The sequence below is a fragment of the Streptomyces sp. 549 genome (assembly GCF_030124175.1).
In the GTDB taxonomy this organism is placed as follows: Bacteria; Actinomycetota; Actinomycetes; order Streptomycetales; family Streptomycetaceae; genus Streptomyces.
Map to the genome: position 1 here is coordinate 41,110 of NZ_JASKMT010000002.1, position 13,711 is coordinate 54,820.

The following is a 13,711-nucleotide window of genomic DNA, read 5'->3' on the forward strand; positions in this document are numbered from 1 at the left end:
CGTAATAGGGGGGCACATTGGTAAACCGCAAAGAGCTGAACCCGGAGGCAAGTCCGCAAGCAGCCTTCGGTGCGCGTCTGCGCAGGCTGCGCGAGGCGCGCGGGTGGACCCAGGACCACCTTGCAGTTCTGGTCGGCTATACGGGTCGGCACGTGTCGGCGGTGGAAACTGGTCGCAAACCGCCAACCCTTCCTTTTGTGCGCAAGATTGACGAAGCGTTAGGGACGGGTGGCGGCACCGAATCGTTCGAGCGCGAGTGGCGGGAGGTCAAGCACGGCAGCCTGTTGGAAGGCTTCCCGGAGTACGTGGGCTATGAGGGCCGGGCAGTCGAGATCAGGCTGTTCGAGATCGGGCTTGTCCCTGGCTTGTTGCAGACACCGGAGTACGCGCGGGCCTTGGCCGACGGCGATGTACAGCGGGGGGCCATCACACCCGAGCAGGCCGCAGAGCGAGTCTCGTTCTTGGCCGCGCGACAAGAGGCGTTGGTACGGCCCCGACCGCCCATGGTGCTCGTCGTCATGGATGAGAGCTGCCTCCATCACGCTGTTGGCGGCCCGGAAGTGATGAGCGCCCAGCTTCAGAGACTGGTAGAGGTGGCCTCCCTCCCCAACTGGATCATCCAGGTGGCACCGTTCGGCATAGGCGCACGAAGGGCGTTCAACCTCCCAGTCAATCTGCTCACCCTTGCCGACCGATCCGTCGTTGCGTACGCCGAATCACAGGCACAGGGGCACGTCGAGCGGGAAACTTCCTTCGTGGTGCCCATGCTCACGGCCTACCATCAACTACAGGGCGAGTCGCTGTCGCAGGCAGCGGCCGTGGCCAAGATCAGCCAGTTGCGAAAGGGCACCCCGTGACGACCGAATCCCCTCGTTGGTTCAAGTCCTCGTACAGCTCGAACGGCGGCAACTGCATCGAGGTCGCCGCCAACTTCGCCGCCTCGCGCGGCACTGTCCCTGTCCGTGACTCCAAGAACCTGGCCGGTCCGGTTCTGGTCTTCCCTGCTGGCTCGTTCGCTTCCTTCGTGGCGAGCGTCAAGGTTGGAGAATCCGGCACCGTCTGACCAGTCGGCAAGGGCACTGCGTCAGGGCAGTTCCGCCGTGCTCTGCATGGCACTTTGCTGTGCATGCACCCGGTCGTGATCGAACGATTATGAAAGGGCACCCCGTGACGACCGAACCCCCCTGTTGGGTCAAGTCCTCCTACAGCGAGAACGGCGGCCAGTGCGTCGAGGTCGCCACGAACCTTGCCGTCTCGCGTGGCACTGTCTCCGTCCGTGACTCCAAGGGCCCGGCCGGTCCGGCACTGGCCTTCCGTGCCGATGCGTTCTCCTCGTTCGTCGCGGGCGTCCAGGTCGGAGACCTCGGCACCGTCTGACCGGCGATCCAGCGCTGCCCCCACCGTGACGCACGGTGGGGCATGGCGGGACACCCCCGCCATGCCCCCGTAACGGGAGCGGGTCGCGCGAGGATGTCCGGCCGCTGACCTCGGAAGGGCTCGCCCCGGCGAGGCTCGGGCAGCCCGTCACCCATGCGGAAGTCGGCTTCTCGGCCTCCGAGAGCGGGACGGAGGCGGCGCCACCCACCACGGTTGGCGGGATTGCGGAGCGGGGGCATCGTCTATGTCCACTGCGACACCGCGGCCCACTCGTCGAGGTAGAGCAGCGCCGTGATCGTCTTCAACTGGATGGTGCGCACCGCCGGAAGAGGTCTTCGGCGGCCTGATCGAACGGGACCTGTACCTGCTCGCCGCTGTCCATGTCCCGCAGCGTGACCGTACCGGCCTCGCGCTCGGTTGCGCCGTAGATGACGCAGAATCGGGCCCCCTGCTCGCTGGCCCACTTCATCTGTTTGGCGAACTTGCCGCTTGACCCGAGATAGACGCCGGTACGCACACCGGCCCGGCGGATTTGGGCTGCCAGCCGGAAGCTGTCGGCGGCCTGCTCCTCTCCCATGACCGTGACGGCTACCTCGATCTGCGCATACGGGGCTTCCTCGGTCTGGGAAAGCAGGGGCAGGATGCGTTCGATGCCCAGAGAGCCCCCGCAGGCAGGTGCGTCCTTGCCTCCGAGGCGTCCGATAAGGCTGTCGTATCGTCCTCCGGATGCGATCGATCCGGGCACGTCGGGAGCGACCACCTCGAAGATGATGCCGGTGTAGTAGTCGAGTCCGCGCACGAGGTTCGGCGTGAACCCGATCCGCTCGGACGGGATCGTGTCCTTGGCCAGTTCCAGCAGGTGGTCCACCTCGGCCAGGCCGGCCTGACCGGTTTCGCTGGACTTCAGCCGTGTCCGGACGCGCTCGACCGCATCGGCTGCCGTGAGATCGTCCACCAGGCCCTGGGCCATCTCCTGTGACAGTCCACGACTGGCTACCAGCTCACTAACAACGGCTTCCGGAGAGAGCTTGTCGAGCTTGTCGAGCGTGATCAGCGCACCCGAACCCAGCTCGTCGGGAACCTCGTACGCCTCCAGCAGCCCGAACAGGGCGTGCCGGGAGTTCACCAGGAATCGGAACTCCGGCACACCGAGTGAGTCAAGCGCGTCGTGCAGCGCCAGGACCACCTCGGCGTCTGACAGGGGTGAGGACGAGCCCACGATGTCCAGGTCGCACTGCACGAATTCGCGGAACCGCCCCTTCCCCGGCCGGTCCGCTCGCCAGACCGGGGCGATGGCGTACCGCTTGTACGGAGAGGGGAGCTGGCTGCCGTATGCCGCTGCCGCTCGTGCCAGGGGGACGGTGAGGTCGTAGCGCAATGCGAGATCGGCCTCTCCGCTCGCTTCGTGCTCGCCGCGCCGGAGGATCTTGAAGATCAGCTTGTCCCCTTCGTCGCCGTACTTGCCGGTGAGGACGTCCAGCCGCTCAAAAGCAGGGGTCTGGAGAGGCTGGAAGCCGTAGCGGGCGAACACGGTCCGAATCGTCGCGAAAGCGTGCTCGCGCCTCTCGTACTCGGCTGCGAGGAAGTCGCGGGTCCCGGATGCGGGGTCGAACTGCTTCAAGGAGGCCATGAGGGCCATAGTCCCGAACGCTGGTGGTCGAGAGCAAAACGCTTCGCCGTGGTGTTTCTTCCCGATATCATCCGCCCCCACCTCCGGAACCACCACGCGCCAACCCTGTATGAGCGCGCACGCGAGACCGTCCGGTCCGAGCTGGTCCCAGCCTGACGGAGGTTCCGTCATACCCCCGGCTCGGGAGGTATGGCGGGTCCACGAAATCAAGCGGTGTGTGCCCCAGACCTGGCGTCCTGACGTGGCATCACAATGTGCCATCGCCACAGCAGGGCGGACCCCGAGGGTCGAACCCTCGTGGGCCCTGTGCTCAGTTCTTGCGGTGACTGAGGAGGTCGCCCGGCTGGCACTCCAGCACCTCGCAGAGGCGGGTCAGGGTGGTGAAGCGCACGGCTCTCGCCCGGCCGTTCTTGAGGATCGACAGGTTCACATGCGTGACTCCGACCTTGTCGGCCAGCTCGGCCAAGGTCATCCCGCGTTCCTCCAGCAGTCGGTCGAGGTGGACCTCGATCGCGTGCTCCTGCTTGTCCTCGGACATCAGACCGTTCCGTCGAGGTCTTCTCGCATGGTGATGCCGACTCGCATGATCCGGGCGAAGGAGAGGACACCGAGGCCGGTGAGGATCGCCATGAAGGGAGCGTCCCACGTCCACAGTCCGGAGACAACGCTGATGTCGCCGCCCTGGCTCAGGGAGTCGATGAGAGCCTTCTCGGCCGTGGCCACGGCAATCGCGGTGAGCACGCTGCCGGCCAGCAGCCACCAGCCCAGCCTGCGCAGCCGCTCTGCGGTCCGGGCGGTGTAGAGGCCGTCGCGCTCCGCACTTCGGATCAGTTGGAGGACAAGCAGGAGCGCTCCGACGATGAAAACGAAGGGGATGAGCTGGGTTGTGGTGTTGAGCAGGCTCTGGACCGTACTCGGGTCTTCCGTGCAGTAGTTCGGGTGGGCGCTGAGGTCGACCGTTGCTCCCGGTACGGGCTTGAGACCCCCAGTCGGTGCCTCGCCGACGCTGACCGTCGTGGCTGTATCCATGACGCAGACCGGCTTGTCGCCGACGCCGAGGACGTGCACGCCGTCCACGAACAGCGCGGCGAGCAAGCCCACGCCCACCAGCCCCGCGACCAGCGTCACGATGGCCGTGACCGCCGTTGACATCGGCTCCAGCGGATTGCGTACCCTCGCCATGATACCCCCGTATCGATTATCGATGTTATCGAAAAACGATACGGGGACTAGTGGGGGTTTGGCAACTGACAGCCAGGCGCGATCGTTGAGCTTTGCGTAGACCCCCCCCGTCCGGATTGCCTGCGAAGACCGGCACGACGGAGGCTCGCCGCACCTTCCGGCGTGGGAGGTTCGGCGGGGTGGGAAGTCGTGCCGCTGAGCAGTCCGTCGCACAGGCCTCCGTCATGGCGGGGCGCCAAGAGGCGTTGTCGCCACTCACGGCGCTCGTCTTTTTTGGAGGAGAGCTGACTCCCTCACGCTGTTGGCGGCCCGGAGACGGGACTCCAGGGACATCGCGTCCTCTGCCGGGGCCGTGCCCTAGCATCGGGTGGGCCGGTGTCTGTGCTGTCGTTTGTGCTGGCTGGCAACCAGCGGTCTCCGTCGGCGCCGTAGTCGCAACTCGCTCCTACAAGTCCGGACATTGCCTGAAGGCCGAGGTTTGCTCCACTCGGCCTTCGCCCCCGAGAAGCACAAGTGCGGCGAGCGAGACTGTCAGAAGAAGTAGCCGCTCAGTAGGGAAAAACGTTGACCACGCTCGCGCTCCTTGCCCTGTGGGGCCTCTTCCTCTCCTTGGCTGTGCTGTCTCTGACCGGACGTCGCCGCAACGGCCTCACGCCTGTGCAACGCTGGATCACCAGTCATCGGTTGTCGTACAGCGTGGCCGTCGGCTGCCTCGTGGGAGCGGCTGTGGCTGTCGCTGCGGCCAACCCGTGGTTTGCGCTCACCGGCCTCGTCGTGGGGGCTGGAAGCTGGGTTGCGATGCCGCACGCCGAGGCACGGCTGCGAGGCCGCCACGCCTGAGGTCCGGGTTTCGACTACGGGGTAGGCGCTGATGCCGGGGGAGGAGGCGGGCACGAAGTGCCACCTCTTCCCCCGGCATTCTCGCAAACTGGTCCCGGCATGGCAGGGGCCCCACCGCGCCCCCCCCACTCGGGAGGCACGGCGGGGCCGTTGGCCGCCGTGGCTCAGATCGCCGCCGCTGACGCCGCCGTCGCCCGGCCCGACGGGTCGGGCGGCTCTGGCGCGTGCTCGTCGGACTCGCTGAACTGGGTGCGGTAGAGCTGCTCGTAGCGTCCGCCTCGGGCCAGCAGCTCCTCGTGCGTGCCGCGTTCGACGATGCGGCCGTGCTCCAGGACGAGGATCTGGTCGGCCTGCCGGATCGTCGACAGCCGGTGTGCGATGACGACGGACGTGCGCCCGGACAGCGCCTCGGCGAGCGCCTCCTGCACGGCTGCCTCCGAGGTCGAGTCCAGGTGGGCGGTGGCCTCGTCGAGGATCACCACCCGGGGCTGGGCCAGCAGCAGGCGGGCGATGGTCAGGCGCTGCCGCTCCCCGCCGGACAGCCGGTAGCCGCGCTCCCCGACGACGGTGTCCAGTTGGTCGGGCAGTGAGGCGATCAGCTCCTCCAGCCGGGCCCTGCGCAGCGCGTCCCACATCTCCTCCTCCGTCGCCTCCGGCCGGGCCAGCAGCAGGTTGGCGCGGATGGAGTCGTGGAAGAGGTGCCCGTCCTGGGTGACCATGCCCAGCGTGCGGCGCAGCGTCTCGGCGCTGAGGTCGCGCACGTCCACGCCGCCCAGCCGTACCGTGCCCCGGTCGGTGTCGTAGAGGCGCGGCGCCAGTTGCGCGATGGTGGACTTGCCCGCTCCTGACGAGCCGACGAGGGCGACGAGTTGGCCGGGCTCGGCCCGGAAGCTGACGTCGTGCAGCACCTGTTCGCCGCCGCGGGTGTCCAGCGTCGCGACCTCCTCCAGGGAGGCGAGCGACACCTTGTCCGCCGACGGGTAGGCGAAGTCCACCGCCTCGAACTCCACGCCCACCGGTCCGTCCGGCACCTCGCGGGCGTCCGGCTTCTCCTGGATCAGCGGCTTGAGGTCCAGCACCTCGAAGACGCGCTGGAAGCTGACGAGCGCGCTCATCACCTCGACCCGGGCGCTGGCCAGTGAGGTCAGCGGTGCGTACAGCCGGGTCAGCAGCAGGGCGAGGGAGACGACCGTGCCGGCGTCGAGGCTGCCCCGCAGTGCGAAGAACCCGCCGAGTCCGTAGACCAGCGCCAGGGCGAGCGCGGAGACCAGGGTCAGGGCCGTCACGAACGTCATTTGCAGCATCGCGGTGCGCACCCCGATGTCACGGACCCGTCCCGCCCGCTGGGCGAACTCCGCCGACTCCTGCTCGGGCCGCCCGAACAGCTTGACCAGCGTGGCGCCCGGGGCGGAGAACCGCTCGGTCATCTGCGTGCTCATGGTGGAGTTGTGGTTCGCCGCCTCCCGCGAGAGCTGCGCGAGCCGGGCGCCCATCCGGCGGGCCGGGAGCACGAAGACCGGCAGCAGGACCAGCGCCAGCAGGGTGATCTGCCAGGACAGCTGGAGCATCACCGCGAGCGTCAGCAGCAGCGTCACCACGTTGCTGACCAGCCCCGACAGGGTGTCGCTGAAGGCCCGCTGGGCGCCGATCACGTCGTTGTTCAGGCGGCTGACCAGCGCACCCGTGCGGGTCCTGGTGAAGAACGCCACCGGCATGCGCTGCACGTGGTCGTAGACCGCGGTGCGCAGGTCGAGGATGAGCCCTTCGCCGATGCGGGCCGACAGCCAGCGCGTCAGCAGCCCGATCGCGGCCTCCGCGACCGCGATGAGCGCGATCAGGACGGCCAGCATCACCACGGTGCGCTGCGCCGCCCCGTCCACGATGGCGTTGACGACCCGCCCCGCGAGCAGCGGAGTGGCCACCGCGAGCACCGCGGAGACCGTGCTGAACAGCAGGAACAGCAGCAGCATCCGCCGGTGCGGCTGGGCGAACGCGAAGATGCGCCGCAGCGTGGCCCGGGAGAACGGGCGCTGGTCGTCGGTCGCGTGCCGGGCGTTGTACATCGCGTTCCACGCGGTGATTTCCATGGACATCCCGCACCTCCGTCGCTGAGTCGATGGCACGACCGTAGAACTTCAACTCGACTTGAAGTCAACTGTCGCTCGGCCGCCGCTACCGCCGGGGTGGGGTGGTGGGGTCACCGGTCCGCGTAGACGATCCACACCTGGCCCCGGTCGAACGGCATCGGTGCGCCGTCCGCTCGGGTGAACGTCGTGCCGGCCGTCTCCGATGACCGCTGCCACGTCGTCTCGAACGCCCGTCCGTCCCGCAGTACCGTCGCCTCGCCGCGGCCCACCGTCTCGATGTACGGCGTCACCGCGCCCGTGACGTCCCGGAAGTCCGACGGGCGCATCGTCACGTGCTGGACCACCACCGTCGGCGCCCCCAGCCGCCCGCCGCCGCTGTCCATCGCCGGGGTGCCGTCGAACGACGCCAGCCAGCGCCCCTCCTCCGCCGACCACGTGAACGACGTGCTCGCCGAGGAGTACCGCACCGTCCACTCCGACGCGGGCTTGCCGCCGCCGGGCGCCCGCCCGAAGCGGAACCCGATGTCGGACGGACGGCTCGCCTGCGGTGCCGCCCGCAGCGCCTCGGCCGGACGCAGGAACAGGTTGTGCGGCGCGGTCCGCCCGGCCTGGCGGAAGTACGCGCCGGGCACCTTGCCGGGCGGGAGCGCGAAGTTCGGCGACGCCTCCACCTGCCGCTCCAGCGCACTGCGCACACCCGAGTAGGCCAGCGCGGGCCGGTCGAACTGCCGCAGCAGCTCCAGGTCCGACTCCCGGACGCTGCGTACCGGACCGAGGGTCTCGGGATAGGAGCTGGAGTAGACGCCCATCAGCCGGCTCTGCCCGCCCTCTACCTTCTCCACGTAGACCAGGTCGGCCTGCTCAAGGCCGGTGTGCGGCCGGGCCCGCGCGTTGTTGTCGAACTTCACCGCCAGCACCTGCCCGCCCTCGGCTGTCCGCCCGGTGTACGGCGACGGCCCCCGGCCCTTGCCGTCCCCCTCGGCAGGCTGGCAGGCCGCGGCGGTCGCCAGCAGCGCCGCGACGGCGAACGCCGCCGCCACCCGTGCCCGCACCCCGCGCGGTCGCCGCCGGGAGCCGCTGTCCGGCCGGTGGGCGGCGGCGTTCGGCGGGGCGTCGGTGCCGGTCGGCGGGGCGCTGGGAGAACTCGGTGGCATGACGGGCCTCCGCGAAAGAGTGTCGGTCCGGGAAGGACTACCTCGAACCACTCCTCCCTGCACTCTGCCACGGCCATCCGGCCCCTGCACAGCCTCCGGCGGGTGACGGGACGGCCACAGCGGCACCTGGCGCCCGGCACCCGGCGTCGGGCGCCGCAGGACACGACCCGGGCGGGGCCCGTCCGCCACGTCCGCTGCCCTAGGGTCGGCGGTGCTGAGGACTTCGGCGGCAGCGCGGGACCCCCGGCGCGGGTCGCGTCGCCACGACGTGTGGAGTGGACATGAGCAGCTCGTCACCCGGCACGGAACCCGCGCAGCCGCAGCCGCAGCCGCAGCAGCCGCAGCTGGGCCGCCGGCTCGGGCTGCTCGACGCGGTCGTGATCGGGCTGGGCGCGATGCTGGGCGCCGGCGTCTTCGCCGCCCTGGCCCCGGCCGCCGGCGCCGCCGGATCGGGGCTGCTGCTGGGGCTCGCCCTGGCCGCGGCGGTGGCCTACTGCAACGCCACCTCGTCGGCCCGGCTGGCGGCCCGCTACCCGGCGTCGGGCGGCACGTACGTCTACGGCAGGGAGCGGCTGGGCGCGTTCTGGGGCCACCAGGCCGGGTGGGCCTTCGTGGTCGGCAAGACGGCGTCCTGCGCGGCGATGGCGCTGACCGTCGGCCTCTACGCCTGGCCGGACCAGGCGCACGCGGTGGCGGTGGCCGCCGTGGTGGCGCTGACGGCGGTCAACTACGCCGGAGTGCAGAAGTCCGCCTGGCTGACCAGGACGATCATCGCCGTGGTCCTCGCCGTGCTGGCGGCGGTCGTCACCGCCGCGCTCACCTCGGGCGAGGCGGACGCCGCCCGCCTGGACATCGGCGCGGACGCCACCCTCACCGGCGTGCTCCAGGCGGCCGGCCTGCTGTTCTTCGCCTTCGCCGGATACGCCCGCATCGCCACGCTCGGCGAGGAGGTCCGCGACCCGGCACGGACGATCCCGCGCGCCGTGCCGATCGCGCTGGGCATCACCCTGGCCGTGTACGCGGCGGTCGCGGTGGCGGTGCTGTCGGTGCTGGGCAGCGACGGCCTGGCGGGTGCGACCGCGCCCCTGGCCGACGCGGTCCGCGCGGCCGGCGTGCCCGAGCTGGCACCCGTGGTGCGGGTGGGCGCCGCGGTCGCGGCGCTGGGCTCGCTGCTGGCCCTGATCCTCGGCGTCTCCCGGACGACGCTGGCGATGGCCCGCGACCGCCACCTGCCGTCCGCGCTGGCCGCCGTGCACCCGCGCTTCCAGGTCCCGCACCGCGCCGAACTCGCCGTCGGCGCGGTCGTCGCAGTGGCGGCGGCGACGGCGGACCTGCGGGCCGCGATCGGCTTCTCCTCCTTCTGTGTGCTGGCCTACTACGCGATCGCCAACGTCTCCGCCTGGACGCTCACCCGCGAGGAGGGCCGCCCGCCGCGCGTGGTGCCCGTCCTGGGACTGATCGGCTGCGCGGCCCTGGCCTTCGCGCTGCCGCTCGGCTCGGTACTGGCCGGCGCCGCCGTGCTCCTGGCCGGCGCCGCCACCTATGTCGCCCGCCGGGCCCTGGTGGGGCGGCGGCAGGAGTGAGGCGGGCGGGAGTGAGGCGGGAGGGAATGAGCGGGCGGGGGTGGCGTGCGCGGCGGCTCTTGGCCGGTTTCGCGTCAATCAACCAGCCAGACGAGGCCGTTGACGACACCACTCGGTGAGCCTGCCCCAGCGTGAGCGGATGCCTGCCGCCCTGATCGTTTGGCTGCTCAGCGGCCTGGGGTTCGCGCTGCTGGGCGTCGCGGTGTTCTTCGCCGACGTGTTCGGCACGCCGTACTCCCTCGTCCTGCTGCTCTCCGCCTGCCTCGTGCTCAGCGGAACCCTCTCCGTCGCGCGAGGGCGCCCGGAAGGCGTGGTCCGGGTCCGTCGGGGCGCGTGGCTGGCGCTGGTCGTCGGCTCGCTGCCACTCAGTCTGTGGGCGGTGTCCACCGCAGTCGCCCATAGCGCCGAGCATTTCCTCCTCGGCCTGCGCGAGGGCGTCTGGCGGTACCTCCTGGTCCTGACCGTGCCGACCGCGATCGTGCTGCTCACCAGGCGGACCGCACTGGCGCGAGAAGCGGTCGACGCGTCTCGGCGTGGTCCGTAGCAGGCTTTTGAGGCGGCGCTTCCCCTGGTTCACGAGACCTAGGCTGATGGTCCGACGCGCCGCCCGATGCGCTTCCTCGCGCCTGCTGGTCGGATGGCGGAGTGAGTGATCTTGTCAACGAGCCAGGCCCTGCTGTCCGCCTGCGCTTGAGCGAGGAAGAGAACGCCTGGCTGTGCACCGTGCGTCCGGACGGCTCTGCCCACGTCACGCCTGTCTGGTTCGTCTACCGGCGCTCCCGGTGGTGGATCGGCGTGGACGACAGCTCCGTCAAGGTCAGGAACATCCGAAAGGAGCCCCGGGTGACCCTGGCACTGGAGGACGGCCGGTTCCCGGTTGTCGCCGAAGGAGACGCATCACTGGTCAGTGACGGGTTCACCCGCGAGGTCGTGGTCGCGTTCGAGCAGAAGTACGGGTGGGACGTGTCCGCTCCGGGCCCCGACAGCAAGCGAGTGCTGGTGGAGGTACAGGTACGTCGGTGGTTGATGGCCGGCACGGCCCGATGACGGCGGCGGCAGGAGCAGCCGTGAGTGCTGAGTCCTGAGCCGTCGGTGGCAGATGTCCGAGTGGAGTAGGGCGACTTCGCGGCACCTACGGGCTGCGTTCCCGCAAGTGGGCGTTGAGCTGCTGACTTTGGTTCTGCCGTGAGGGCCTGTCAGTTCTCCTGGCGGGCCGTTTCGGTGTGCCGGGGCATGCCGGTGTTCCCCGAAGCGCCTGCCTGCGTGCGGCTCAGGCGTGCCAGGGCTCTCCGGTGACCTGGTGGTCGGCGTGGCTCAGGGCCTCGACGACCAGGCGGCGCAGGTGTCCGTCGGTGAGGGCGTACACCGCGTGCCGGCCTTCCCTCCGGGCGTGGACCAGGCCGGCCAGCCGGAGTTTGGCCAGGTGCTGGCTGACCGCGGTGCGGGCGGCGCCGCTCGCGGCGGTGAGGGCGGTGACGTCCGCCTCACCCTCGGCCAGCAGCCACAGCAGGTGCAGCCGGGTCGGATCGGCGAGCAGTGCGAACACCGACGAGGCGGTGTGGAGCTGTTCCGCCCCCGGGGCGCGTCGATGCCCCTCTGTTGCAACTGGGGCCTGTTCGCGTCCGGGCATGCGCCCATCGTAGTCCGCCGGACCTCCCCGATTTCATACGTGCGCACGTGCGCACATATAGCTAGGGTGGGAGGCGTCCGAGCCGCCGATCGAAGGACGTGCCGGTGCTCTCCGTGCTGCGCAACCGCACCTACCGCCATCTCTTCGCCGCCCAGGTGATCGCGCTGGTCGGCACGGGTCTGGCCACGGTGGCGCTGAGCCTGCTGGCCTTCGACCTCGCAGGCGAGGACGCCTCCGCGGTGCTCGGCACCGCGCTGGCCGTCAAGATGCTCGCCTACGTGGTCGTCGCGCCGATGGTGGGCGCGGTCGCCGACCGGATACCCCGGCGCGCCCTGCTCGTCGCGATGGACCTCACCCGCGCCGGCATCGCGTTGAGCCTGCCGTTCGTCACCCAGACCTGGCAGATCTACGTCCTGATCCTCGCCCTCCAGGCGGCGTCCGCGGCCTTCACCCCCGCGTTCCAGGCCACCCTTCCGGCGGTGCTGCCCGACGAGCGCGACTACACCCGGGCGCTGTCGATGTCGCGCCTGGCCTATGACCTGGAGAACCTCCTCAGCCCGGTACTGGCCGCGGTCCTGCTCTCGGTGGTCACCTACGGCTGGCTGTTCGCCGGCACCACGCTCGGCTTCCTGGCGTCCGCCGCCCTGGTCGTCTCCTGCGTGCTGCCGGGACCGACCCCCACCGCAGACCCGGCGCGAACCCGCCGCAGCGCCACGTTCGGCATCCGGCTGTACTGGGCCACCCCGCGCCTTCGCGCACTGCTGGCGATGGACCTCGCGGCCGCCGCGGCCGGGTCCATGGTCATCGTGAACACCGTCGTCCTCGTCCGGGACCACCTCGAACGGTCGGCCGGAGACGTCTCGCTCGCCCTGAGTGCCTTCGGGGCCGGGTCGGTGCTCGTCGCGCTCCTGCTGCCCCGGTACCTGGAACGGGTCGGTGACCGCGAGGTCATGCTGCCAGCCGCGTTCGGCCTCCCGGTCGTCTTCGCCGCCTACGGCACCGCCACCTCCGCAGTACCGTCCTGGCCTTTCCTTCTCGGGGCCTGGTTCGCCTTCGGCGCGGCCACTTCCGCGGTCCTCACCCCGGCCGGACGGCTGGTCCGCCGCTCGGCCGCGCCCGCCGACCTCCCCGCCGCGTTCGCCGCCCGGTTCTCCCTCACGCACGCCTGCTGGCTGCTGACCTACCCGCTGGCCGGCTGGCTCGCCGCCACGGCCGGCATGCGAACCGCCTCCTGGGCGCTCGGTGGCATCGCCCTCGCGGGCGCGCTCGCCGCCGCACTGACCTGGCCCTCTGACGAGGGGCCACGACGCGGCGGACTCACCGAGCGCCGGGGAGGGCGACGCCGCGGCGCCCGACATCACCGCCGGTCGTTCACGGAGGTGTGCGGCGGCAGCGCGAAGGGGCGGGACAGCTTGGCGCCCCAGTTCCGCCACGCCGGGCACTCCAGCGGCGGTTGCCCGGTGAGGAAGCGGTTCACCTCGTGGTAGTACACCGGTCTGATCGGTAGATACGGATGTGCGACCCGCTGCGGGCAGACGTTGCGGTCCACCGGCAGCCGCCAGCCGTCCGGCATCAGCGGCAGGTCCGTCGCCGAGGTCACGCTCAACGCCCGCACCTGCGGCGGCAGCGGCTTCGCCAGCGCCGTGGAGGCGCCGTCCGGGGTGGCGAGCAGCTCCCGCGCGACCGGCGCGTCCGGTTCGAAGGCGAAGTCGACGCGCTCGGCCAGCGGCACCACCAGCCGCAGCAGGGCACCGGCCACCCGGGCCTCGCCCCGTTCCCCCGCCGGGGGGTATCCGAGCGGGCTCTGCGGGAACGGCCCGACCAGCAGCAGCACGTCCACCTCCGGTGCCTTCCCCTCCGCCACCGCCTGCCACGCCACCCACACCGCGAGCGAGTGGCCGGCCACCACCAGCGGCCTCGGCAGATCCCTGACCTGCTCCGCGAAGATCTCCACCTGCTCCGCGAGTGGACGCTGGGTGTCCGGGGGGTGGTAGGGCGCGCCGGTACGGATCGGGCAGGAGGCAACCCCGCGCGGCTGACCGTCCCCCTCACCCGCGTACGAGAAGTAGTACGTCTGCTCGCAGGTGTAGCCGAGTCGCTCGACCTCCGTCTCGAAGATCGCGCCGCTGCCGGAAGACGAGTTGATGCCGGACATCAGCAGCAGCGAACCCGGCCGCGCCGGCGCCTGCGGGCCGTACCCCTCCCCGCCGCGGGTCGTCACGAAGACC

General features: G+C 70.6%; 14 protein-coding genes. 8 read left to right on the forward strand and 6 right to left on the reverse strand.

Going from position 1 to position 13,711, the window contains the following annotated elements; all coding sequences use genetic code 11:
• Positions 1–17: 17 nt before the first annotated feature.
• From QNO07_RS02255 to QNO07_RS02265, 3 genes are all read left to right on the forward strand, one after another.
• On the forward strand, positions 18–857 hold the full coding sequence (locus QNO07_RS02255; protein WP_283989657.1) for a helix-turn-helix domain-containing protein: 840 nt from the start codon (positions 18–20) through the stop codon (positions 855–857).
• The gene (locus QNO07_RS02260) at positions 854–1,063 is read left to right on the forward strand and encodes a DUF397 domain-containing protein (protein WP_283989658.1); all 210 of its coding nucleotides are present in this window, start codon (positions 854–856) and stop codon (positions 1,061–1,063) included. Before QNO07_RS02255 ends, QNO07_RS02260 begins: the two co-directional genes overlap by 4 nt.
• A gap of 104 nt (positions 1,064–1,167) precedes the next feature.
• Positions 1,168–1,377 (forward strand): DUF397 domain-containing protein, encoded by a 210-nt coding sequence (locus tag QNO07_RS02265; protein ID WP_283989659.1) that lies wholly within the window; start codon positions 1,168–1,170, stop codon positions 1,375–1,377.
• 301 nt (positions 1,378–1,678) lie between these two features.
• Here the strand turns inward: QNO07_RS02265 and hisS are convergent, their stop codons facing one another.
• The 3 genes from hisS to QNO07_RS02280 form a co-directional block, all read right to left on the reverse strand.
• Positions 1,679–3,007, reverse strand: coding sequence for a histidine--tRNA ligase (gene hisS / locus QNO07_RS02270; protein ID WP_283989660.1), 1,329 nt, complete (start codon positions 3,005–3,007; stop codon positions 1,679–1,681).
• A 310-nt stretch (positions 3,008–3,317) separates the two neighbouring features.
• Positions 3,318–3,545, reverse strand: coding sequence for a helix-turn-helix domain-containing protein (locus QNO07_RS02275; RefSeq protein ID WP_283989661.1), 228 nt, complete (start codon positions 3,543–3,545; stop codon positions 3,318–3,320).
• Complete coding sequence (locus tag QNO07_RS02280) at positions 3,545–4,189, reverse strand: DUF2975 domain-containing protein (RefSeq protein ID WP_283989663.1); 645 nt, start codon at positions 4,187–4,189, stop codon at positions 3,545–3,547. The genes QNO07_RS02275 and QNO07_RS02280 overlap by 1 nt, the downstream gene beginning before the upstream one ends.
• 564 nt (positions 4,190–4,753) lie before the next feature.
• Between QNO07_RS02280 and QNO07_RS02285 the strand changes: the two genes are divergently transcribed.
• On the forward strand, positions 4,754–5,029 hold the full coding sequence (locus tag QNO07_RS02285) for a hypothetical protein (RefSeq protein ID WP_283989665.1): 276 nt from the start codon (positions 4,754–4,756) through the stop codon (positions 5,027–5,029).
• A gap of 164 nt (positions 5,030–5,193) precedes the next feature.
• Here the strand turns inward: QNO07_RS02285 and QNO07_RS02290 are convergent, their stop codons facing one another.
• Both QNO07_RS02290 and QNO07_RS02295 read right to left on the reverse strand, forming a co-directional pair.
• A complete protein-coding gene (locus QNO07_RS02290) occupies positions 5,194–7,122 on the reverse strand; it encodes an ABC transporter ATP-binding protein (protein WP_283989667.1) in 1,929 nt (642 codons plus the stop codon).
• Between the two features lie 104 nt (positions 7,123–7,226).
• Positions 7,227–8,270: a DUF3048 domain-containing protein gene (locus QNO07_RS02295; RefSeq protein WP_283989668.1), complete on the reverse strand. Its 1,044-nt coding sequence runs from the start codon at positions 8,268–8,270 to the stop codon at positions 7,227–7,229.
• A gap of 281 nt (positions 8,271–8,551) precedes the next feature.
• Between QNO07_RS02295 and QNO07_RS02300 the strand changes: the two genes are divergently transcribed.
• The 3 genes from QNO07_RS02300 (at position 8,552) to QNO07_RS02310 (ending at position 10,900) form a co-directional block, all read left to right on the forward strand.
• A complete protein-coding gene (locus tag QNO07_RS02300; RefSeq protein ID WP_283989669.1) occupies positions 8,552–9,853 on the forward strand; it encodes an APC family permease in 1,302 nt (433 codons plus the stop codon).
• Positions 9,854–9,992: 139 nt separating this feature from the next.
• A complete protein-coding gene (locus QNO07_RS02305) occupies positions 9,993–10,397 on the forward strand; it encodes a hypothetical protein (protein WP_283989670.1) in 405 nt (134 codons plus the stop codon).
• Between the two features lie 101 nt (positions 10,398–10,498).
• Positions 10,499–10,900, forward strand: coding sequence for a pyridoxamine 5'-phosphate oxidase family protein (locus QNO07_RS02310; protein ID WP_283989671.1), 402 nt, complete (start codon positions 10,499–10,501; stop codon positions 10,898–10,900).
• Positions 10,901–11,123: 223 nt separating this feature from the next.
• On the opposite strand, the gene QNO07_RS02315 is transcribed toward QNO07_RS02310, so the two are convergent.
• On the reverse strand, positions 11,124–11,483 hold the full coding sequence (locus QNO07_RS02315) for an ArsR/SmtB family transcription factor (RefSeq protein ID WP_283989672.1): 360 nt from the start codon (positions 11,481–11,483) through the stop codon (positions 11,124–11,126).
• A gap of 104 nt (positions 11,484–11,587) precedes the next feature.
• Between QNO07_RS02315 and QNO07_RS02320 the strand changes: the two genes are divergently transcribed.
• Positions 11,588–12,970 (forward strand): MFS transporter, encoded by a 1,383-nt coding sequence (locus QNO07_RS02320; RefSeq protein WP_283990040.1) that lies wholly within the window; start codon positions 11,588–11,590, stop codon positions 12,968–12,970.
• The last annotated feature ends 741 nt before the right edge of the window (positions 12,971–13,711 follow it).

Bases quoted from the DNA above. Each gene is read 5' to 3' on its own strand.
- hisS (WP_283989660.1), bottom strand. From the start codon at position 3,007: ATGGCCTCCTTGAAGCAGTTCGACCCCGCATCCGGGACCCGCGACTTC.
- QNO07_RS02275 (WP_283989661.1), bottom strand. From the start codon at position 3,545: ATGTCCGAGGACAAGCAGGAGCACGCGATCGAGGTCCACCTCGACCGA.
- QNO07_RS02280 (WP_283989663.1), bottom strand. From the start codon at position 4,189: ATGGCGAGGGTACGCAATCCGCTGGAGCCGATGTCAACGGCGGTCACG.
- QNO07_RS02290 (WP_283989667.1), bottom strand. From the start codon at position 7,122: ATGTCCATGGAAATCACCGCGTGGAACGCGATGTACAACGCCCGGCAC.
- QNO07_RS02295 (WP_283989668.1), bottom strand. From the start codon at position 8,270: ATGCCACCGAGTTCTCCCAGCGCCCCGCCGACCGGCACCGACGCCCCG.
- QNO07_RS02300 (WP_283989669.1), top strand. From the start codon at position 8,552: ATGAGCAGCTCGTCACCCGGCACGGAACCCGCGCAGCCGCAGCCGCAG.
- QNO07_RS02305 (WP_283989670.1), top strand. From the start codon at position 9,993: ATGCCTGCCGCCCTGATCGTTTGGCTGCTCAGCGGCCTGGGGTTCGCG.
- QNO07_RS02315 (WP_283989672.1), bottom strand. From the start codon at position 11,483: ATGCCCGGACGCGAACAGGCCCCAGTTGCAACAGAGGGGCATCGACGC.